This window comes from Paraburkholderia sp. JPY419 (genome assembly GCF_050435705.1).
GTDB lineage: Bacteria > Pseudomonadota > Gammaproteobacteria > Burkholderiales > Burkholderiaceae > Paraburkholderia > Paraburkholderia youngii.
Genome location: NZ_JBNDKV010000004.1, coordinates 1,294,447 through 1,314,885, shown reverse-complemented (window position 1 = coordinate 1,314,885; position 20,439 = coordinate 1,294,447). Strand labels below are relative to the sequence as shown.

The window sequence follows — 20,439 nt, the reverse complement described above, 5'->3', positions numbered from 1 at the left end:
TGGATACGCCCCTGACAAACCTGATTGCCAATAGCGAAGACGGCGGGATGATGATCCCGCCGCCCGAGTATTGTTCAATGCTTCTAGTCACCAACCGCCGCGGCGAATTCGCTGTAGTACTGCGTCTTCCTGTGCAGAATGAGTTGCGCGAGAAAGTCGGCATCGTACGCGCGATGCAGATGGCTGTGATAGCGCTCGATATAAGCGGTGATTCGCGCCAACTCGCCATTGAACTCTTTCAGCATGTCGAGTGTCGCGCGGTCCCAGCGAAACCGCAGCCCGAGATCGCTGAACGCGGCATTGTAGGCGCTCAGATGCGCATCGTCGGGATGGTCCTGGTGATCCGCCGCCGCTGTGCGAGCGTTGCGCGTACTAATACGGGATTCAATCGGAGTGTGGTTCATGATCGGCCTCCTCGGCTCGCAAGTGAGAGAACTCGCTTGCAGCATAGAAGTCGCGATCGATTTGCAATAGTTAAAGTTTTATTGGCTTTCCATAGCTTAAGGCTTATGTACGCTCAGTTCCTTCACGCGCGTGATCTTTTCGATCAGATTGGCGCCTTCCTCCATCAGGAAGCGTTTGAAGGCGACGGCGACCGGCGGCAGACGTTTGTTCTTCCGATGCACGACGTACCAATTGAGCATGACCGGAAAGCTCTCGACGTCGAGCACGACCAGATGACCCAATTGCAATTCGAGGCTGATCGTATGGGCGGACAGAAACGCGATGCCCATTCCGGCAATGACCGCCTGCTTGATCGTCTCGGTGCTCTTGATCTCCATCGCAATCTTCAGATTGGACAGTCGGCCGGCAAAACCCTCTTCCATCGAATTCCATGTATCGGAGCCGCGTTCGCGCACGATGAACGCTTCGTTCGCGAGTTGACTGAAGCGGATATTGCGCTTGTGCGCAAGCGGATGAGTGGGCGCCGCCACGATCACATACGGATGCGGCGCGAACGGTTCATTGGTCGCTTCGGTTTCGTGCGGCGGACGCACCATCACCGCGAGGTCGGTCTGATTGGTCGCCAGTTGATGCAGCAGTTCTTCGCGGTTGTGCACCGCGAGATTCAGATCGACGCCCGAATAGCGACGCGTGAATTCGGCGAGAAGGCGCGGAAAGAAATAGTCGCCGGCGCTGATCACGGCGACATTCAGCTTGCCGCCGGAGACGCCCTTCAACTGGCTCATCGCTTCGTCGACTTCATGGAACTGCTGCATGATCGCGCGGCTGTAGTGGAGCATTTCGGTGCCGGCCGGCGTCAAATAGATCTTTTTGCCGAGTTGCTCGAACAGAGGCAGCCCCGCATGTTCTTCGAGTTGCCGGACCTGGGTGGAAACGGCAGGTTGGGTCAGATGCAATTCTTCCGCGGCGCGCGAAAAGCTCAGGTGGCGCGCCACCGTTTCAAAGACCTTCAGTTGCCGCAGCGTTGCATTGCGCATCGTCATGGTCGATGTATAAGGAAACGTGAATCGACATAATAACAAACTTTAATTATGAGTAATTCAGCAATGACCCTAGCATGAAACCTATAACAAGCCGAATAGCCACTGTTATACGCGGGTTAACGCATAGATATGTGGTGCGGCGGACTCAATAGCGGGGGATAAGCTGCAATGCTTACCGGCTGAAGCGTGGTTATGGTCGGAATAAAGCAAGAACTATCATCGAAAAGCGGGTTTCGGGGATTTGCGGAAAAGCATAAAAGCATCGACTTCGAGATTTCCCGAATAGAGAAGTTCTCGGGCCATAACGATAAGGCGGGACACATCCAGCGCGGCGCGTAAGCCGGCTGCACTAAATAAATAGTGGAGACAAGGCTCATGGACAATATCACCCAGCAATCGACGACCGGTATTTCATGGCGTAACCGATGGTCGCAATTGGTCATCGGCATGATATGCATGGCGCTGGTGGCGAATCTGCAATATGCGTGGACGTTATTCGTGGCTCCGATGCATGCGCGGCATAACTGGAGCGAGGCGTCGATCCAGCTCGCGTTCTCGATCTTCATTCTGACCGAGACGTGGCTCGTGCCGTTCGAGGGCTGGCTCGTCGATCGATTCGGGCCGCGCCCGGTGGTGGCAGGCGGCGCGCTATGCGCGGGTTTGTCGTGGATTCTCAATTCGTATGCAACGACGCTCGGCATGTTGTATTTCGCCGCGGTGATTGGCGGCATAGGCGCGGGCGGCGTGTACGGAACATGTGTCGGCAATGCGCTCAAATGGTTTCCCGACCGGCGCGGTCTCGCCGCGGGTTTGACGGCCGCGGGCTTTGGCGCGGGTGCGGCGCTGACGGTGATTCCGATCGCAAACATGATTACGCGCCGCGGCTATGAAGAGACGTTCCTGTTCTTCGGCATCGTGCAAGGCGTCAGCATTCTGCTGCTCGCGATGCTCCTGACACGGCCGATCTTGCGTCAGGCAGGGGTACGCAAGAGTCGCTTCGCGGTGTCGAAAGTCGATTTCACGTCGCGCCAGATGATCAAAACGCCAGTGTTCTGGGTGATCTACGCGTCCTTCGTCGCGGTCGCGGCGGGTGGTTTGATGGCGACCGCACAGATCGGCCCGATCGCGAAAGACTGGGGCATCGCGCGCATCCCGATGTCGGTCTTCGGCGCGACGTTGCCGCTGCTGACTCTCACGCTGTCGATCGACAATATCTTCAACGGCTTGACGCGTCCGCTGTGCGGCTTCATTTCCGACAAGATCGGCCGTGAAAACACGATGTTCGTGATCTTCATCGGCGAGGGGCTCGCGTTGCTCGGCATGATGCAGTTCGGCAGCAATCCGTATGCGTTCATGGTCTTTGCCGCGCTGATCTTCCTGTTCTGGGGCGAGATCTTCTCGATCTTCCCGGCGACGTGCGCGGATACGTTCGGCAGCAAGTATGCGGCCGCCAATGCAGGCACGTTGTACACCGCGAAGGGTACGGCCTCGTTGCTGGTGCCGATCGCGTCGGTACTCGCGGCGACGGGCGGCTGGAACCTCGTCTTCATCGTTTCGGCCGTCATCACGATCGCAGCGGGCATTTCCGCGAAGTTCATCCTCGAGCCGATGCGCACGCGCTGGATCGAATCGCACGATGAACCTCAGGGCGCGCTGGCCGTCGCGGGTCATGGCAATGGCAATGCGTCGAGAATGAGTCACTGGCCGGAACAGTCCGGCGAATAACCATGAGCGTCGCGCGCCCGGAACCGACGCCATGAATGTTTCGTTGCAGCAGCTCAAGGTATTCGTCGCGGTCGCGCGCGAGCGCAGTTTCACGCGCGCGGCGCGCGAGTTCGATCTGACGCAGTCGGCCATCAGCCGTTGTGTGCGTGAACTGGAAGACGCGGTTGAATTGAAGCTATTCGATCGCACGACACGCCATGTCGAACTGACGAATGCGGGTGCGAGTCTCGAGAGAAGAATCGGCCGGCTGCTCGACGAGATCGAATTGACGTTGCTCGAAGAGCGCGCTGCTTACGACGGACACACGGGCGTCGTGTTATTCGCGAGTAATCCGGTGTTGTCGTCGGGCTGGGTGCCGCGTGCTTTGGCGCAGTGCGCGTCGGTTTATCCCGAACTGGTCGTGTCGGTCAAGGATCTGCCTCAATGCAGCGTAGTGGCCAGTGTCGAGCAGGGTGAAGTGGATTTCGGCGCGGTCTGCGTGACCGCACCCGTCGATAGTCCTCTCTTACATGCTCAGGTACTTTTCACTACGCCACTGCATGCGGTGCTTCCATCCGTACATCCGCTAGCCCAGAACGACAGCATCGAATGGCACGCGTTGCGCGATTGTCCGCTGATCACGCTGAATGCGGATACCGGCGTGCGTGCCGCGCTCGAACCCGTACTCGCCGCGAACGAATTGAAGCGCCGGCCGATGCAGGAACTCGGACACGTCGCGGCGGTAGCGCGCATGGTCGAATTGGGACTGGGTGTCGGCGTATTGCCTGTGGATGCGCATTGGCCTTCGCCGGGTGCTTCGTTGGTGACTCGTCCGCTGGTTCCCGAAACGACATTGACGACGGTACTCGTGCACCGCAGAAACCGCTCGCTTCGTCCCAATGCGGCCGCTGCGTGGGCGCAGTTCGTCGCATCGACGACCGGTCATGCGCGGATCGCGGACGAAGGGCCTGCCGCAGCCGCTGCCGCAACGCAAAGCTTCAGCTGGCAGTCCGTGCGGCAAAGCCTGTTGCCGGAACCTTAGATAGGGGCCGACAGAAAAGCTCGCGCGATGCGCGGCATTCGATCGATGCGCCGCCAGTCAGCCACATAACGTCCTACTCAAGGAGCTTCATGATGGATATCCAGTCCGACCTCAGGCAACATGATCTGTTGATCGACGGCAAGCGCATGCCGCCAGGCACCGGCGAATATTCCGTCGATATCAACCCCGCGACCGAAGATCCGATCGCGCTGGTCGCGCAAGGCAGCGCCGCCGACGTCGATGCCGCGGTGCGCGCGGCGCGCGGCGCTTTGAAGGTATGGAACTCGATTCGCGCCGCCGAACGCGGTCGTATCCTGCAACGGCTCGCGGGCCTGATGCGCGAGAACATGGAAGAACTCACCGCGCTCGAAAGTCTCGACTGCGGCAAGCCGATTGCCGCGGTGATGCGTCAGGACGTGCCCGCCGCGATCGATACCGTCGAATACTACGCAGGCTGGTGCGACAAGATCAACGGCCAGGTGGTGCCGACGCGTCCCGATGCATTGACCTATACGCTGCGCGAACCGGTCGGCGTGGTCGCTGCAATCGTGCCATGGAATTTTCCGCTGATGATCGGCATGTGGAAGATCGCGCCCGCGCTCGCATGCGGTTGCACGCTGATCGTCAAGCCTGCCGAGATCACGCCGCTCACCGCGTTGCGCATCGGCGAGCTGGCGCTCGAAGCGGGCGTGCCGCCGGGCGTGCTCAATATCGTCACCGGCAAGGGTAGTGTGGTGGGCGACGCGCTGGTGTCGCATCCCGGTATCGACAAAGTCACGTTCACCGGTTCGCCTTCGGTCGGACGAGGCATCCTGCAGGGCGCGGCGGGCAACTTCAAACGCGTGACGCTGGAGCTCGGCGGCAAGTCGGCCAACGTGATCTTTGCCGACGCGAATCTGGACAATGCGGTGCGCGCCGCGGCGTCGGGCGTGTTTTTCAATACGGGGCAGGTGTGCTCCGCAGGGTCGCGGATACTCGCGCATCGTGACGTGTATGACGAAGTGGTCGAGCGTCTGGCTACGCGCGCGAAGTCGATCAAGGTAGGCGATCCGTCGCTGCGCGAAACGTCGATGGGACCGCTGATTTCAGCCGCGCAGATGAAAACCGTATTGAGCTATGTCGACACAGGTCGCTCGGAAGGCGCGTCGCTCGTGACGGGTGGCGCGCGCGTCGGCAATCGCGGCTTTTTCGTCGAGCCCACCGTGTTCGCGAATGTCGAGCACGAGATGCGCATTTCGCAGGAAGAAATCTTCGGGCCCGTGGCAAGCGTGATTCGGTTCGACGACGAAGCGGACGCGGTCCGCATCGCCAATGGCACATCGTATAGTCTCGCGGCCGGCGTATGGAGCGCTGACCTGAGCCGCGTGCATCGCGTGGCGCGCGACCTGAAGGCGGGCACGGTGTGGATCAATACTTACGGCTATACGGATGTGCGTTTGCCGTGGGGTGGTGCTGGCGATTCGGGCTTCGGTCGCGAGCACGGCGATGTCGCGATCGAGAATTTCACTGAACCGAAAGCGGTGTGGGTGGCGATCGATCAATAGCGGCGAATGTGAAAAAGGATCGGATGCATGGCATCCGATCCTTTCGGTCGTGGTGCAAGACGAAAAGGAGTATCTGGTCAATTACCCTGTAAAGCCATCTTCTCGCGCAATTTGATCAGTGCGAGTACGACGTCGATGGTGGGTGTCGGTTCGGCAACGAGTCGGCCCATTTCCTGCACGACGGTCAGCAAAGGATCGATTTCCATCGGCCTGCGGTTCTCGAGATCGACGAGCGTCGACGTCTTGTGCGCACCGACCGCGCCCGCGCCATCAATACGCCTTTCCACGTCCACACGAAAGTGCACGCCGAACTGTTCCGCGATTCGCTTCGCTTCGAGCATCATCGTGCGTGAAACCGCCCGCGTGCCCGGGTCGCTCGTGAGGACATCGAGCGTTGCATGCGTCAATGCGCTAATCGGGTTGAAGCACAGATTGCCCCACAGCTTGAGCCAGATCTCGTCGCGAATGTTGTCGCGAATCGGCGCTTCGAATCCGGCTGCCTGCATGATCTCGTGCAATTGCTGAATGCGCGGGGTGCGTTCGCCACTCGGTTCGCCGATCGGAAACTTCTTGCCGTACACGTGTTTGATTACCCCCGGTTCGACGATTTCCGCCGCCGGATAGAGTACGCAGCCAATCGCGCGCTCGGGGCCGAGCTTGGTCCACTGCGAACCGTCGGGGTCGACGCTTGCAAGCCGAGTACCGGCAAAGCGTCCGCCATGCTGATAGAAGTACCAATAGGGAATGCCGTTGACGCCGGTAACGATCGCCGTGTGCTTGCCGAGCAGTGGCTGCATCGAATCGACCACGCCGGGCAGCGAATGCGCCTTCAGCGTGACGATGACGACGTCCTGAACGCCGAGTTCGCTTGGGTCTGAAGTACAGCGCACCGGCGCGCTGAATGTTTCGCCATCCATGATGAGGCGCGCGCCGTGCTCACGCATGGCCGCCAGATGCGGGCCGCGCGCAATGAAGCTGACGTCCGCGCCGGCGCGCGCCAATTGCACGCCCATTAAACCGCCAATCGCTCCCGCTCCGAAGATGCAGATCTTCATGATGTCGCTCCGTGACGATGAAAAAGCCGTTCGCCCAATGCCGCATTGCATCACTTCGCGGCCGGTCACGGTTCGAGCATAAGGTGGAGCAACGAAAGCTGATAGTTAAAGTTTCTCCGCCGATGTATTAGCTATTCGTTATGAAAAGGCCTCACCTTAGGCACGCCGAACCAGCAGAAAACTCACGCCGATCGCCGCGAGAAAGCCGCCGCAGCACCGATTGAACCAGCGGCGGATCTTCGCGCGCATCAGCCACTTGCCGAGATACATACCGGCCCACGAATACAGGGCGATCGCGACCCATTCGAGTACCAGGAAGCTCGCGCCGAGCGCGGCGAATTGCGGCAGTATCGGTTGCGCGACGTCGACGAATTGCGGCAGAAACGCGGTAAAAACCAGAATTGCCTTCGGATTGCCGGCCGCGACGAAGAACTCGTGCCGCGCAATGCGCGTGAGCGCGGCTTCCTGGGGTTGCGATGTATCGATGGCGGGTGCGTCGCTGCGCCACAGCTGGACCGCGAGCCAGATCAGATAAGCGGCGCCCGCGAGTTTGATCGTCAGAAAGATCCACTCGGACGCATGCAGCACGACGGCGAGACCGGTCGCGGCGAGCGCCAGCATCATCGCGAAGGCGAGCAGCCGGCCGCTGCCGCCGACGAATGCCTTGATGAAGCCATGCCGTGCGGCGACGTTGATCGAAAGCAGGTTATTGGGCCCGGGTGCGAGGTTGATGACAAAGCAGGCGGGCAAGAAGAATAGCCAGGCGGTGAGGGACATGACGGCTGCATTCCGAACGGGAGATCACGATGCATCGCGCGGAGGATCGCGCGCGATGCGTTACCGCGATTGTAGCGAAACCGCGCCGCGCTTCCGCCGGCCGCGTGTTCAGTTCACCGCCTTGATAAAGCCAGGGTCGCCGATCAATGTATCGACGCTGAGCTTGACCGTGTCTTCGATCGCGATCGTGTTGCTGGTGAATTTCGGCGACTTCTGCTTCACGGTGCGCGTGGTCGTGTACATGACTCTCTTGGTCGCCGCATCGACGACCACGTAGTGCATCTTCAGCGTCCACAGCGCCGGCGAGCGCTTATCGTCCACCGTGAAGGCTTCGATGCTGCCGCTGAGCACGCGCTTGTTGTCGTCGATACGGAAACCGGCCACTCGCAGACTGTTCGCGACGCCATTGCGCACGACCAGGCTGACCTCGTCCTTCAAGACGAGCCCGGTCATCCCGGTGTTTTCGATGCGGTTCGGGGAGACATGACCGTCGCGCGCGGGCAGATACGCGAAGTCGCTTGCAGGGGCGACGCTGAGCGAGCCCGTGCCGTGGGTCTTCGGGTGCGTCGCGCTGGCGCTGCTGTTCAGGCCGAACCATGACCACGAGCACGCGGACAACAGCGTGGGCAGCAGGACGGCGCCGCAGCCCTTGAGCACGACGGATCTCAACGGCGAACGCGCAGCAGCCATGCGGGAGAAAGCGGCGGTCGAAGTCAGAGGAGTTGCCCTTTTAAGTGGAGTCAGCCCGGTGAAGAACAGCATGGTAGCAGCGAACCTTGCGTCTGGCTGGCCAGCCCGGCCATCATAACGGGCCGCAATAGCGATGGACATCGGGGCAACGCCCGGAGGGCGTTCGACCGCAGCCGCTCAGAAAAAGCCCGCCTTTCCCTGCGTGATATCGGTCAACGTTGCCTTGGCGCTGTCGAGCGCATTGGCGGGCACGCGCATCGTCATCTTCACCAGCATGCCGTAGGCGCTGTCCACCAGTGCATAGCCTTCGGCGTCCATCCAACGACGGACTTTGGCTTCGTCGGCATAACTGACTTCGACGCCCAGCGAAACCTGGGCAATCCTCTCGACGCGCGGCGCGTCGAGCAGCGCGGACGCGATCGCATCGGTGTACGCGCGCACCAGACCGCCCGCGCCGAGCTTCACACCGCCGTAATAGCGCACGACGGCCGCGAGCACGCCATCCAGATCGTGATGCCGCAGCACTTCGAGAATCGGCCGACCGGCGGTGCCGGACGGTTCGCCGTCGTCGGACATGCCGGATTGGCCGCCCGCGAGCAGCGCCCAGCACACATGCGTCGCGGCCGGATGTTCATCGCGCAGACGCTGCAATTCGGCCATCGCGGCATCGCGATCGGCGACCGGAAGCGCATACGCGATGAAGCGGCTCTTGCGAATCTCGAGTTCCGCGCTCAGCGGCGCGGGCAGGGTATAGGTGGGCAAGGCGCAAACGTCGGTGGATGAAAGAAAGCACGCGGTACGCGCCGCGATGTCCGACATGGTAACGGATCGTCCACGCGAGCGAGGCGCCGAGGGCAGGTTAGCGGGTTCGACTACAATGGTCCGCTGAACGCGCGCCCATCAGTTCGATGCTGCGCATCGCGAGGAGACGACATGCTTGACCTATCCACGTTGGGGACTTTCGTTGCCGTCGTGCTCGGGCTCTTTCTGATTCCTGGCCCGGCCGTGCTGCTGGTTTTGACGCGCACCATGCAAGGTGGACGCAAGGCCGGCATTCTGACCGGTCTCGGCATCGCAGCCGGCGATTTCGTGCACACGCTGGGCGCCGCGGTTGGCCTCTCCGCACTGCTGATGACGTCCGCGCTCGCGTTCAATGCGGTGAAATTCGTCGGTGCCGCGTATCTCGTCTATCTGGGCATTCGCGCGTTGCGCGAAAAGCAGGCGAGTGCGCATCTGCCGGTCGTCGCGCCGGTGTCGGGTTCGAAGGCGTTCTTGCAGGCGATTCCCGCCGAAGTGCTGAACCCGAAGACGGCGCTGTTTTTCCTCGCGTTTCTGCCGCAATTCGTACGGCCCGAGCATGGCTCGACGTTCCTGCAGTTCGCGACGCTCGGGCTGATTTTCGTTGCCATGAGCGCGCTTTACACGACGCTGATCGTCCTGACGATGCGGCCATTGGGCAAACTCGTGAAGCGTTTGACGTGGTTGACGCGCTGGCAGAACAAGCTCATCGGCGTACTGTTCATTTCGCTCGGCCTGCGCGTGGCGGTGCAAACACGCTGATGTCGATGCGCGACTGGCACGTGCGATTCAGGAGACCGCCATGAATGAAGGCTCAATCTCGACGGCGCGCGCGATCGAGTTCTGGTTCGACTTCGGCAGCAACTACAGCTATCTGAGCATGATGCGGGTCGAAGCGTTGGCGGCCGCGCGCAACGTGACGATCGTCTGGCGGCCGTTTCTGCTCGGCCCGGTATTTCGCCAGCTTGGGTTCGAGAACTCGCCCTTCGTATTGCAGAAAGAAAAAGGCGCATACGTGTGGAAAGACATGGAGCGTCAATGCAGCAAATACGGCCTTGCGCTCACGCGTCCCAGCACGTTTCCGCGCGCGGCGCTTCTTGCGATGCGCATCGCGCTGCTGGGTGCGAACGAGCCGTGGATCGGCGCCTGGTGCCGCCAGATCATGCAGTTGAATTTCGTCGGCGACCGCGACATCGGCTCGATCGACGTCGTCAGCGAAGCGCTCGACTCACTTGGCTTACCCGTGCAGAGCATGATCGACGCCGCGCAAAGCGACGCGAACAAGCTCCGTTTGCGCGAGCAGACCGAACGGGCCATCAGCAAGGGCATCTTCGGTGCGCCGACGTTTTTTGTCGGCGGCGAGATGTTCTGGGGAAATGACAGACTGGAGGACGCGTTGGACTACTGCGACACGATCGGGGCGCGCCAATGAACGTCGAACGGAGCGCTCAATCAGCCTGCTGACAGAAGCGCCGGCCCGGTACATGAGAGACCACGGCCTGGGCGATTTCGAGTGGAGTACTTTCGGCGGGAACGACGCGGCGGCTCGATTCGGGCTCGTGCTTCATCGTCCATTCGACGAGCCGGTATGAACGGCCCCAAGGCTGTTGCAGCGGATCGGAGACCTTGCAGGAATGAATCTGGCGAGTCCATTGATGGCCGGGCATCGCACGCAGGTGTTCGACTACCATCTCTTCAACCATGATTTACCTCCTTCTTCTTGTGCGCGGGACCATTCTCGGCCGCGTTTTCGGCACCCTTCAAGAAAAAACGCCGCCGATGTTCTGGCGGCTCAACAGGGGATGAAGTACATACTTGCAGCGAACAATTAAGCGAAACTTAAGAACCGCAATCATTACGCAAAACGGATCTCTCAGCGTGTAAGCGAGTGCAAGCGAATGCAAGCGAGCGTTGACAACGGTGGGCGCGCACGCCCGCATGCCGGCCGACGCGTCGCGAGCCTGCCCTCAAGACCCCGGCGGATCGGCCGTTATCAGTAGAGTTGGGGCGTCGACCCCGTTCGCCTTCAGGGCCGCCTTGCCGATATCGTGACGAAACCCGCCCAAACGCCGCTTTCCGAGCGCCTTCGCTCGCTCGTCGACACCGTGCAGCACAACGAGCGCACGTTGCGGCGCTTCCAGAACGTCGAGTTGCATTTGATCGGCGCGCAGGATTTCGCGTCGTTTCTCGATACCTTGTTCAGCCATCTGCCGCGCGAGTTCGCTCTCGCGAACGTGGTGCTGTGGCTCGACGACCGCGCGCCGATGCTGCTCGAACTGCTCGAGCCGGGCAACCTGCAAGCGCTCGGTCATGCGCAGCTGAAGACCTCGCGCGAGGGTGGTCTCATCGCGCGGTCTTTGTGCGAGGACGATCTGCCGTGGCTCGGCCGCCCTGGCGAGCTCGACGGCGACGCGCGCCGCGCGTTCTTCGGCGCCGTGCCGGCCCAGGTGCCGGCCAGCGCGATCGTGCTGCCGCTCGCCGCGGGCAGGAGCGTCAGCGGCTATCTATGCCTCGGCAGCGACGACCCCGCGCGCTTCGGCGCGGGCATGGCCACCGACATCCTGGAGCGCTTCGCGAGCATCGTCACCGCGAGTCTCGACAACGTCGCGCATCGCGAGCGGCTCAAGCAGCTCGGCATGACCGATGCGCTGACCGGCCTCGCAAATCGCCGCTATTTCGACGAGCGGCTGCGCGAGGAGTTGATGCGCGCGGTCCGTTATCGCGCGCCGGTCGCGTGTCTGTTCATCGATATCGACGGTTTCAAACGCATCAACGATAGCCACGGCCATCAGATCGGCGACCGCGCGCTCGCGGCGGTGGCGGCCTGCGTGCGACAGCAGGTGCGGCTTGGCGACACCGTCGCGCGCTATGGCGGCGAGGAGTTCGCCGCGCTGCTGCAAGGCGATCGCAGCGACGCGCTGACCGTCGCCGAGCGCGTGCGGCTGGCAGTCGAGAATCTCGACGTGCGCGACGAGCGCGGCGAGCGCATTGCGTTGTCGGTGTCGATCGGCGTGGCCGCGCGCGTGGTCGCGGGCAGCCCGGCCGACGCGATGTCGCTCGGTCAGGCGATGATGGACGAGGCCGATCGCGCGATGTATCAGGCCAAGCGCAACGGCCGCAATCGCATCGAGGCGCACGCCGATGCGCTCGATGAGCAGGGCTGATCGAGCGGCATTAAAACCGACAACAACGCTAACTGCGGGATCACACTCCGGCCGCATCCGGCGGCACCCCGAGCAGCTGCAATGCGCCGCCCATCACACCGCTGAACACCGGTCCGGCGACCGTACCGCCATAGAACGCCTTGCCGGCCGGGTCGTCGATCATCACGGCGACGATCAGGTGCGGATCGCTCATCGGCGCCATACCGACGAACAGCGCGCGATAGCGATTCGGCGCGTAGCCCGCGCCGATCTGCTTGCGCGCGGTGCCGGTCTTGCCGCCGACGCGATAACCCGCCACGCTCGCGGCGCGTCCGGTGCCGCCATCGCCCGTTGCCATTTCGAGCATGTTGCGGATCGCGCGCGCGGTGCCGGGCGTCGTGACCGGTTCGCCGCGAGCGGCGAACGGCGTCGGCTCGTCCGCATCGCGCGGCTCGCGCAGCAGGCTCACGCGCCGCAGCGTGCCGTCGCCGGCATAGGCGGTGTAGACCTGCGCGATCTGCAGCAGCGATACCGACAGCCCGTAGCCATACGCCATCGTCGCCTGCTCGATCGGGCGCCAGCGGCTATACGGCCGCAGCTTGCCGGCGGCCACGCCGGGGAAGGGCAGCTCGGGCTTCATGCCGAGCCCGTATTGCTGGTACTTGGTCCAGATCGTTTCGGCCGGCAGGTTCAGCGCGAGTTTCGCGAGCGCGATATTGCTCGACTTCTGCACCGCCTCGGCGACCGTCATCGCGCCGTGATTCGACGTGTCGTGAATCACGGCAGGGCCGATCCGATACCAGCTTGGCGCGGTATCGATGATGCTTTGCGGCCGCACCTTGCCTTCGTCGATCGATAGCGCGACGACGAGCGGCTTGATCGTCGAGCCCGGCTCGAACGTGTCGATCACCGCGCGGTTGCGCAGTTGCCGGCCGGACAGGTGCGTGCGGTCGTTCGGATCGAAGCTCGGGTAGTTGGCGAGCGCGAGGATCTCGCCGTTGCGCGCATCGAGCACGACCACGCTGCCCGCTTCGGCGCGGTGCTCCGCGATCGCGGCTTTGAGTTGCGTGTACGCGAGTTGCTGGATGCGCCGGTCGATCGTCAGCTGGATCGTCGCGCCGTTGCGCGCGGGCACGAGCGGCCGCGTCTCCGAGATCACGCGGCCGAGCCGGTCGCGAATCACCTCGCGCTGGCCCGGCACACCTTGCAGCTGCGCGTTGGCGGCCAGCTCGACGCCTTCCTGGCCGTTGTCCTCGATGTCGGTAAAGCCGACCACGTGCGCGGCCGACTCGCCCTCGGGATAAAAGCGTTTGGTGTCGGCGACCTGCGTGATGCCGACGAGCCCGAGTCGGGACAGATGCTCGGCGGTGTCGGCATCGAGCTGGCGCTTGAGCAGCACGAAGCTGCGCTCGCCGTTCAGACGCCTGCGCAGTTCCGCGGGCGGCAGATCGAGCAGCCTGGCGAGCGGCGCGAACGCGCTTTCGTCGACGAGCTTCGGCGTGGCCCAGATTTCGTACGTCGCGAGACTGACCGCGAGCATCGAACCATTGCGATCGACGATCCGGCCGCGCGTCGCGTCGAGTTCGAGCAGGCGCTGATAGCGCTTCTGCCCCTGGTCGACGTAGAAGTCCTGATTCACGACCTGCACCCAGAACGCACGGGCGGCGAGCGTCGCGAACGCGGCGAACACGAGCAGCACGATGAACTTCGAGCGCCACGCGGGCAGCCGCGCATCGAGCAGCGGGTTCTTCGCGGCTAACGCATAGGGATCGGGTGACGGAGGTTTTTTCTGGCGGATCATGGCGGCGGGCAGCGGACGTTACGTACCTTCGGTTGAACAGGGCCGCCAAAACCACGTGGCCTGGCGGCAAGGACTTTCGCTGGGCCGAGTGTAAATAAAACGTAATTAAAATGCGAGGAATGTGAAAGAAGAAGTGTTTGTCTTCGAGCAACCGCTAGCCGGGCCGAAGCTCAAAAACGAAAAGCCGCGCGGACTTGCAAAATCCGCGCGGCTGATTCGTTCGATTGATGCGTCGACTCCGACGCGGCGTGTTGATGAGGCGCTCCCTGCCTGTGGAGCGCCTTCTTTTTATGCGCGCCCGTCGCGGGCGCGGCGCAGAAGCGTCAAGCCGGCAACGCGAAACTCGCAATCGCGTCGCGCAACACGCCGACCTGGTCCTTCAGCGAATGCGCGGCGGCCGCGGCCTCTTCGACCAGTGCCGCGTTCTGCTGCGTGACCTGGTCCATCTCGCCGACCGCGCGATTGACCTGCTCGATGCCCGCGCTCTGCTCGCGCGACGCGTGGCTGATCTCTTCGAGAATTTCGTTGACGCGCCGCACCGACTGCACGATCTCGCCCATCGTCGCGCCCGCGTTGGCGACCAGCGACGCGCCCGTCTCGACGGTATCGGTCGAGGTTTCGATCAGCGCCTTGATCTCCTTGGCGGCCGTCGCCGAGCGCTGCGCGAGGCTGCGCACTTCGGCCGCGACCACCGCGAAGCCGCGGCCCTGTTCGCCGGCGCGGGCCGCCTCGACGGCCGCGTTCAGCGCGAGGATGTTGGTCTGGAACGCAATGCCGTCGATCACGCCGATGATGTCGCCGATCTGCCGCGAGCTTGCGGTAATCTCGCCCATCGTGCGCACCACGTCGTCGACGACGCGGCTGCCGCGCGTCGCGACGTTCGCGGCGTCGCTCGCGAGTTGCGCGGCCTGGCTCGCGCTGTCCGCGTTCTGCTTCACGTTGACCGTCATCTGATCCATGCTCGACGCGGTTTGCACGAGCGCCGCCGCCTGCTCCTCGGTGCGCTGCGACAGGTCGGTGTTGCCCGCGGCGATTTCGTTCGCGCCGACGTTGATGTTCTCGGTGCCCTGGCGCACGCGCGAGACCGTGTCGACGAGTCCCGCCTGCATCGTGCGCAGCGCATGCAGCAGGCTGCTGTTGTCGTGCGGCGCGATCGGCACCGGCGTCGCGAGATTGCCTTGCGCCATCAGCCGCGCATGCTTGACCGCCGCTTCGAGTTCGCCGCCGAGCGAGCGGCGGATGCTGCGCAGCACGATCAGCATCACGACCGTGGAGAGCGCGCCGAGTGCGACCGTGATCGCCAGCCAGCGCAGCAGGTTGCGGTAGAACGCGCTCTGCACGTCGTCCATATACATGCCGGTCACGAGGTACCAGTCCCATGGCGCAAAGTGCATCGAGTAGCTGGTCTTCGCAACGGGCTGTTCGCTGCCCGGTTTGGCCCACAGATAGTCGACGAAGCCGCCGCCGTCGTGATTGCCTGCGTTGACGATATCGACGAACAGATGATTGCCGGCCGGATCGGCGAACTGTGCGAGGTTCTTGCCGATCAGTTCGGGCTTGAACGGATGCATCAGCATGACCGGCTGAGAGTCGTTGATGGACAGGTAGCCGTCCTTGCCGTAGCGCATCGCGCCGAGCGTCGCGAGCGCCTGTTTTTTCGCGTCGTCCTCGGACAGCGCATGCTGCTGCGCGAGCACGTAGTAATGGGCGGTGACGTGGTTGGCCTCTTCGATCAGCGAGCGCAATTGCTCGCGTCGGTCCGAGATCATCGACGCGCGGTTCTGCCACGCGCCGAACGCGCCGATCAGGATCAGGCCAATCCACAGCACGGCGATCATCGACGTCAGTTTTCGGTTCAGAGTCATAGCGAGGGGAATGGGATTTCTGGCCTTAGGGTCTAGTGGTTCGCGGTCGGATGCCGCTCGCTGTGTTAACGGCGGGAAATCGAGTTGGTCGAGGCAGGGGAAACCCGCTGTTTTGCATCGCCATTCATCTGATTAATAAGCGGATTCTATTAACACTTTTAATGGCGCTCGTGCGCGCTCAATCTGAAAAAGACAATTGCGCAATATCCGGGAATCTGAATTAACCGGCGTTTTTTGGTAAAGCGAAGCGATTAGAAAATGCGCACGAAAATCGACATAAAACGGGCAGCACGAAGTGCCGGACAACCTGCCGAGCCAAATCCAGCAAGGTTCGCATCAACATTCCACAAAACGCCAATCCAATTGCAAAAATCCCATTAAATGACGGCGTATGCAAAAAACGACACATTTTTCCACTTAAGAGCAACCACGAAAAATCGCTGCGGCATTCCAAAAGATTCGCCATAAAAAATTCCGCTATAGTCGCCCTTTTTTGATTGCCAGCCGGGCATAGAAGAACGGCATCCGCCCGCCACCAGGAGTCCCGAAGAATGAATGCACGCGAACCCGCTTTCGTTTCCCAGTCCCGCAGTGCGCGCCTGCGCCAGATGCTCGTCAGCAGTGAACTCGAATTCATGATGGAGGCGCATAACGGCCTGTCCGCGCGCATCGTTCGCGAAGCCGGGTTCAAGGCGATCTGGGGCTCGGGTCTCGCGATCTCCGCGCAGTTCGGCGTGCGCGACAACAACGAGGCGAGCTGGACGCAGGTGGTCGATACGCTGGAATTCATGGCCGACGCGAGCGATCTGCCGATCCTGCTCGACGGCGACACCGGCTACGGCAACTTCAACAACGTGCGCCGCCTCGTGCGCAAGCTCGAACAGCGCGGCATCGCCGGCGTGTGCATCGAGGACAAACAGTTTCCGAAGACCAACAGCTTCATCAATGGCGAGGCGCAGCCGCTTGCCGATATCGACGAATTCTGCGGCAAGATCAAGGCCGGCAAGGACTCGCAGAACGACGAGCATTTCTCGATCGTCGCGCGCGTCGAGGCGCTGATCGCGGGCTGGGGCATGGACGAAGCGCTGCGCCGCGCGGAAGCGTATCGACGGGCCGGCGCCGATGCGATCCTGATTCATAGCAAGCTGTCGCGCCCCGACGAGATTCTCGAATTCGCGCGCGAATGGGCCGGCCGCGCGCCGCTCGTGATCGTGCCGACCAAGTACTACAGCACGCCGACCGAGGTGTTCCGCGAAGCGGGCATCAGCACCGTGATCTGGGCGAACCATCTGATCCGCGCGGCGACCTCGGCGATGCAGGCGGTCGCGAAGGAAATCCATGTGAGCGAGACGCTCGTCAACGTCGAGGACAGCATCGCGGCGGTCAACGAAATCTTCCGTTTGCAGAACGCCGACGAATATTCGGAGGCCGAAGACCGCTATCTGTCGGGCGGCCGCGCGGCCGGCTCGGCCGTCGTGCTCGCCGCGAGCCGCGGCAAGGGCCTTGAAGCGTTGACCGGGGAGCGTCCGAAGGTGATGCTGCCGATCGCCGGCAAACCGCTGCTGCGCTGGCTCGTCGACGCGTTCAAGAAGCAGGGCGTCAACGACATCACCGTGGTCGGCGGCTATCGCGCCGACGCGATCGATACCGCGGGCATTCGCCTCGTCGTCAACGAGCAGCACGCGCAGACCGGCGAGCTCGCGTCGCTCGCATGCGCACTCGATAAACTGAGCGGCGACACCGTCATTTCGTACGGCGACCTGCTGTTTCGCAGCTACATCCTGCGCGATCTGGTGGAAAGCGAGGCCGCCTTCAGCGTGGTCGTCGATTCGTCGCTGACCGATACGGAGAACGCGAGCGTGCGCGATTTCGCGTGGTGCTCGGCCGCCGACGATCGCGGTCTGTTCGGCAACAAGGTCGTGCTGCGGCATGTCGCGAGCGGGCGGGAGCAGTCGTCGGCGGCGAGCGCCGCGCAAGTGCCGCATGGCCGCTGGGTGGGGCTGCTGAACGTGCGCGGCGCGGGTTTTGAACGCCTGCAAGCGGTGATGCGCGAGTTGCGGACGCGCGACGATTTCGCGTCGCTCGACATGCCCGCGCTGCTGAACGCGCTGATCGAAGCGGGCGAGTCGATCGAGGTGCAATACGTGCACGGCCACTGGCGCGGCGTCAACGATCTCGACGATTTCCGCCGCGCGGGCGACTTCGCGCACGCGCAGGCTCCGTTCGCGACGGCCGTCGGCGGCGCAACGGCGAACGATGCACACGGAGGCGCGCAATGATCGAAGCAGCACAGTTCGTCGAGGCGGCGCGCGAGCGCGGTTTCGACTGGTATGCGGGCGTGCCGTGCTCGTATCTGACGCCGTTCATCAACTACGTGCTGCAGGACGAATCGCTGCACTACGTGTCGGCGGCCAACGAGGGCGACGCGGTCGCGTTGATCGCGGGCGTCACGCTCGGCGCGAAGAACGGCCGGCGTGGCATCACGATGATGCAGAACTCCGGGCTCGGCAATGCGGTCAGCCCGCTGACCTCGCTGACCTGGACTTTCCGCCTGCCGCAACTGCTGATCGTCACGTGGCGCGGCCAGCCGGGGGTTGCCGACGAGCCGCAACACGCGCTGATGGGCCCGATCACGCCGGCGATCCTCGACACAATGGAAATTCCGTGGGAGACGTTCCCGACCGAGGCCGCCGCGATCGGCCCGGCTCTCGATCGCGCGATCGCGCATATGGACGCCACCGGCCGTCCGTACGCGCTCGTGATGCAGAAGGGCAGCGTCGCACCGTATGAACTGAAGGACGGCGGCGCGCCCGCGCGGCGCACGCCGCTCGAGCCTCGTGCGCAGTTCCGCGCGCAGTTCCGCGCGCAGTTCGGCGATATCGCCGCGAACGAACTCGCAACGCGCCACGACGCGCTGCAAAAGGTCATCGCGCATACGCCGCTCGACTCGACGGTGGTGCTCGCGTCGACCGGTTTTTGCGGCCGCGAGCTCTATGCGATCGACGATCGCGCGAACCAGCTATACATGGTCGGCTCGATGGGCTGCGTGACGCCGTTCGCGCTCGGCCTCGCGCTCGCGCGCCCGGACCTGCGCGTGGTCGCGCTCGACGGCGACGGCGCCGCGCTGATGCGCATGGGCGTGTTCGCGACGCTCGGCGCGTACGGTCCGTCGAACCTCACGCACGTACTGCTCGATAACGGCGCGCACGATTCGACCGGCGGCCAGGCGACAGTGTCGCCGCAAGTGTCGTTCGCGGGTGTCGCGGCCGCGTGCGGTTACGCGTCGGCGGTCGAGAGCGACGATCCGGCAGTCATCGACGAACTGTTCGCCGCGCCGCCGCTCGACGGGCCGCGCTTCGCACGCCTGACGATCCGCCGCGGCACGCCCGACGGCCTGCCGCGCCCGACCATTACGCCGCCCGATGTGAAGACGCGCCTGATGCGCCACATCGGCGCGATCTGAACCCTATGCCAACAGGAGCGCGCATGCTGCTGCTCAATCCCGGCCCGGTGACGCTCACCGAACGTGTCCGCAACAGCCTGTTGCAGACGGACTTGTGCCATCGCGAGAGCGAATTTTTCGACCTGCAGGAAGAGGCGCGCACGCGTCTCGTCGACGTGTACGAGCTCGATCCGAACGAATGGCAGGCAGTGCTGATGACCGGTTCCGGCACGGCCGCCGTCGAGAGCATGACGGCCGCGCTGGTGCCGCAAAACGGCAAGCTGCTCGTCGTCGAAAACGGCGTGTATGGCGAGCGCATCGCGCAGATCGCCGCGCAATACGGCATCGCGCACGAAGCGCTGAAGCACGACTGGATGGCCGCGCCCGATCTCGCGAAGATCGCCGACCGGCTCGATGCCGACAGGTCGTTCACGCACGTCGCGGTGATTCATCACGAAACGACCACGGGCCGTCTGAACGACATCCTGGCGCTCGGCGCATTGTGCCGCGAGCGCGGCCTGCGTCTGCTGGTGGACGGTGTCAGCAGCTTCGGCGCCGAAGCGATCGATTTTGCGGACGCGAGCCTCGACGCGCTCGCGGCGACCGCCAACAAGTGCCTGCATGGCGTGCCGGGCGCGTCGTTCGTACTGGTGCGGCGCGCGGCGCTCGCACGCGCGGCGAGCCGCACGTACTACCTCGATCTCGCGCGGCTCGCGCGTTTGCAGGATCAGCGCAACACGCCGTTTACGCCGTCGGTGCACGCGTACTACGCGCTGGTCGAGGCGCTGCGTGAACTCGCCGACGAAGGCGGCTGGCGCGCGCGTCATGCGCGCTATGCGGCGCTTGCCGGGCAGGTGCGCGCGGGCCTGGCCGCGCGCGGCATCGGCAGCGTGTTGCCGGCTCGGGAGTCGTCGGTGGTGTTGCGCGCGTACCGCTTGCCCAACGGTATCGCGTATCCGCAACTGCACGACGCGTTGAAGGCGCGCGGCTTCGTGATCTATGCGGGGCAGGGCGGGCTGTCGGCGGAGCTGTTCCGCATCTCGACGATGGGCAACATTCACGCGGCCGATATCGACCGCCTGCTGCAGGGCTTCAGCGACTTGACAGGCTGACGCTGCGTCGAGCGCGGC

18 protein-coding genes are annotated in these 20,439 nt (G+C 63.2%); 9 read left to right on the top strand and 9 right to left on the bottom strand.

Annotated elements, in window-relative coordinates; translation table 11 throughout:
- Nucleotides 1–83 precede the first annotated feature (83 nt).
- Both QFZ91_RS34520 and QFZ91_RS34515 read right to left on the bottom strand, forming a co-directional pair.
- Nucleotides 84–404 carry a hypothetical protein gene (locus tag QFZ91_RS34520; RefSeq protein ID WP_429569964.1) on the bottom strand — a complete coding sequence of 107 codons (321 nt, stop codon included), beginning with the start codon at nt 402–404 and terminating at the stop codon, nt 84–86.
- A gap of 96 nt (nt 405–500) precedes the next feature.
- On the bottom strand, nt 501–1,448 hold the full coding sequence (locus tag QFZ91_RS34515; RefSeq protein ID WP_176384317.1) for a LysR family transcriptional regulator: 948 nt from the start codon (nt 1,446–1,448) through the stop codon (nt 501–503).
- Between the two features lie 375 nt (nt 1,449–1,823).
- Between QFZ91_RS34515 and oxlT the strand changes: the two genes are divergently transcribed.
- The 3 genes from oxlT to QFZ91_RS34500 all read left to right on the top strand — a co-directional run bounded on the left by oxlT (nt 1,824) and on the right by QFZ91_RS34500 (nt 5,738).
- On the top strand, nt 1,824–3,173 hold the full coding sequence (gene oxlT, locus QFZ91_RS34510; protein WP_176384315.1) for an oxalate/formate MFS antiporter: 1,350 nt from the start codon (nt 1,824–1,826) through the stop codon (nt 3,171–3,173).
- 31 nt (nt 3,174–3,204) lie between these two features.
- Nucleotides 3,205–4,194 carry a LysR family transcriptional regulator gene (locus QFZ91_RS34505; RefSeq protein ID WP_429569963.1) on the top strand — a complete coding sequence of 330 codons (990 nt, stop codon included), beginning with the start codon at nt 3,205–3,207 and terminating at the stop codon, nt 4,192–4,194.
- Nucleotides 4,195–4,286: 92 nt separating this feature from the next.
- Nucleotides 4,287–5,738, top strand: a complete 1,452-nt coding sequence (locus tag QFZ91_RS34500) for an aldehyde dehydrogenase family protein (protein WP_429570947.1) — start codon at nt 4,287–4,289, stop codon at nt 5,736–5,738.
- Between the two features lie 77 nt (nt 5,739–5,815).
- On the opposite strand, the gene QFZ91_RS34495 is transcribed toward QFZ91_RS34500, so the two are convergent.
- The 4 genes from QFZ91_RS34495 to QFZ91_RS34480 form a co-directional block, all read right to left on the bottom strand.
- Nucleotides 5,816–6,793 (bottom strand): 2-dehydropantoate 2-reductase, encoded by a 978-nt coding sequence (locus QFZ91_RS34495; protein WP_176107661.1) that lies wholly within the window; start codon nt 6,791–6,793, stop codon nt 5,816–5,818.
- 156 nt (nt 6,794–6,949) lie between these two features.
- Nucleotides 6,950–7,570, bottom strand: coding sequence for a LysE family translocator (locus QFZ91_RS34490; RefSeq protein WP_429569962.1), 621 nt, complete (start codon nt 7,568–7,570; stop codon nt 6,950–6,952).
- A 108-nt stretch (nt 7,571–7,678) separates the two neighbouring features.
- Nucleotides 7,679–8,260: a hypothetical protein gene (locus tag QFZ91_RS34485; protein ID WP_429569961.1), complete on the bottom strand. Its 582-nt coding sequence runs from the start codon at nt 8,258–8,260 to the stop codon at nt 7,679–7,681.
- Between the two features lie 177 nt (nt 8,261–8,437).
- Complete coding sequence (locus tag QFZ91_RS34480) at nt 8,438–9,079, bottom strand: IMPACT family protein (RefSeq protein ID WP_429569960.1); 642 nt, start codon at nt 9,077–9,079, stop codon at nt 8,438–8,440.
- Between the two features lie 114 nt (nt 9,080–9,193).
- Between QFZ91_RS34480 and QFZ91_RS34475 the strand changes: the two genes are divergently transcribed.
- Entirely contained in the window at nt 9,194–9,820 is a 627-nt protein-coding gene (locus QFZ91_RS34475) for a LysE family translocator (RefSeq protein WP_176384309.1), read from the top strand.
- Nucleotides 9,821–9,860: 40 nt separating this feature from the next.
- Nucleotides 9,861–10,490: a 2-hydroxychromene-2-carboxylate isomerase gene (locus tag QFZ91_RS34470; RefSeq protein WP_429569959.1), complete on the top strand. Its 630-nt coding sequence runs from the start codon at nt 9,861–9,863 to the stop codon at nt 10,488–10,490.
- A 16-nt stretch (nt 10,491–10,506) separates the two neighbouring features.
- Here the strand turns inward: QFZ91_RS34470 and QFZ91_RS34465 are convergent, their stop codons facing one another.
- The gene (locus QFZ91_RS34465; protein ID WP_013091226.1) at nt 10,507–10,761 is read right to left on the bottom strand and encodes a DUF2866 domain-containing protein; all 255 of its coding nucleotides are present in this window, start codon (nt 10,759–10,761) and stop codon (nt 10,507–10,509) included.
- A 345-nt stretch (nt 10,762–11,106) separates the two neighbouring features.
- On the opposite strand from QFZ91_RS34465, the gene QFZ91_RS34460 reads away from it, so the two are divergent.
- Nucleotides 11,107–12,222: a diguanylate cyclase gene (locus QFZ91_RS34460; RefSeq protein ID WP_429569958.1), complete on the top strand. Its 1,116-nt coding sequence runs from the start codon at nt 11,107–11,109 to the stop codon at nt 12,220–12,222.
- 40 nt (nt 12,223–12,262) lie between these two features.
- Here the strand turns inward: QFZ91_RS34460 and QFZ91_RS34455 are convergent, their stop codons facing one another.
- Together QFZ91_RS34455 and QFZ91_RS34450 are read right to left on the bottom strand one after the other, a co-directional pair.
- A complete protein-coding gene (locus tag QFZ91_RS34455; protein WP_429569957.1) occupies nt 12,263–14,002 on the bottom strand; it encodes a peptidoglycan D,D-transpeptidase FtsI family protein in 1,740 nt (579 codons plus the stop codon).
- A gap of 323 nt (nt 14,003–14,325) precedes the next feature.
- Nucleotides 14,326–15,867, bottom strand: coding sequence for a methyl-accepting chemotaxis protein (locus QFZ91_RS34450; protein ID WP_429569956.1), 1,542 nt, complete (start codon nt 15,865–15,867; stop codon nt 14,326–14,328).
- A gap of 551 nt (nt 15,868–16,418) precedes the next feature.
- Here QFZ91_RS34450 and aepX point away from each other — a divergent pair.
- The 3 genes from aepX to QFZ91_RS34435 are packed head-to-tail and all read left to right on the top strand — an operon-like array spanning nt 16,419 to nt 20,421.
- The gene (aepX, locus tag QFZ91_RS34445) at nt 16,419–18,146 is read left to right on the top strand and encodes a phosphoenolpyruvate mutase (RefSeq protein WP_429569955.1); all 1,728 of its coding nucleotides are present in this window, start codon (nt 16,419–16,421) and stop codon (nt 18,144–18,146) included.
- Nucleotides 18,143–19,330, top strand: coding sequence for a phosphonopyruvate decarboxylase (gene aepY, locus QFZ91_RS34440; protein ID WP_429569954.1), 1,188 nt, complete (start codon nt 18,143–18,145; stop codon nt 19,328–19,330). The genes aepX and aepY overlap by 4 nt, the downstream gene beginning before the upstream one ends.
- A gap of 23 nt (nt 19,331–19,353) precedes the next feature.
- Nucleotides 19,354–20,421 carry a 2-aminoethylphosphonate aminotransferase gene (locus QFZ91_RS34435; RefSeq protein WP_429569953.1) on the top strand — a complete coding sequence of 356 codons (1,068 nt, stop codon included), beginning with the start codon at nt 19,354–19,356 and terminating at the stop codon, nt 20,419–20,421.
- Nucleotides 20,422–20,439: the final 18 nt, after the last annotated feature.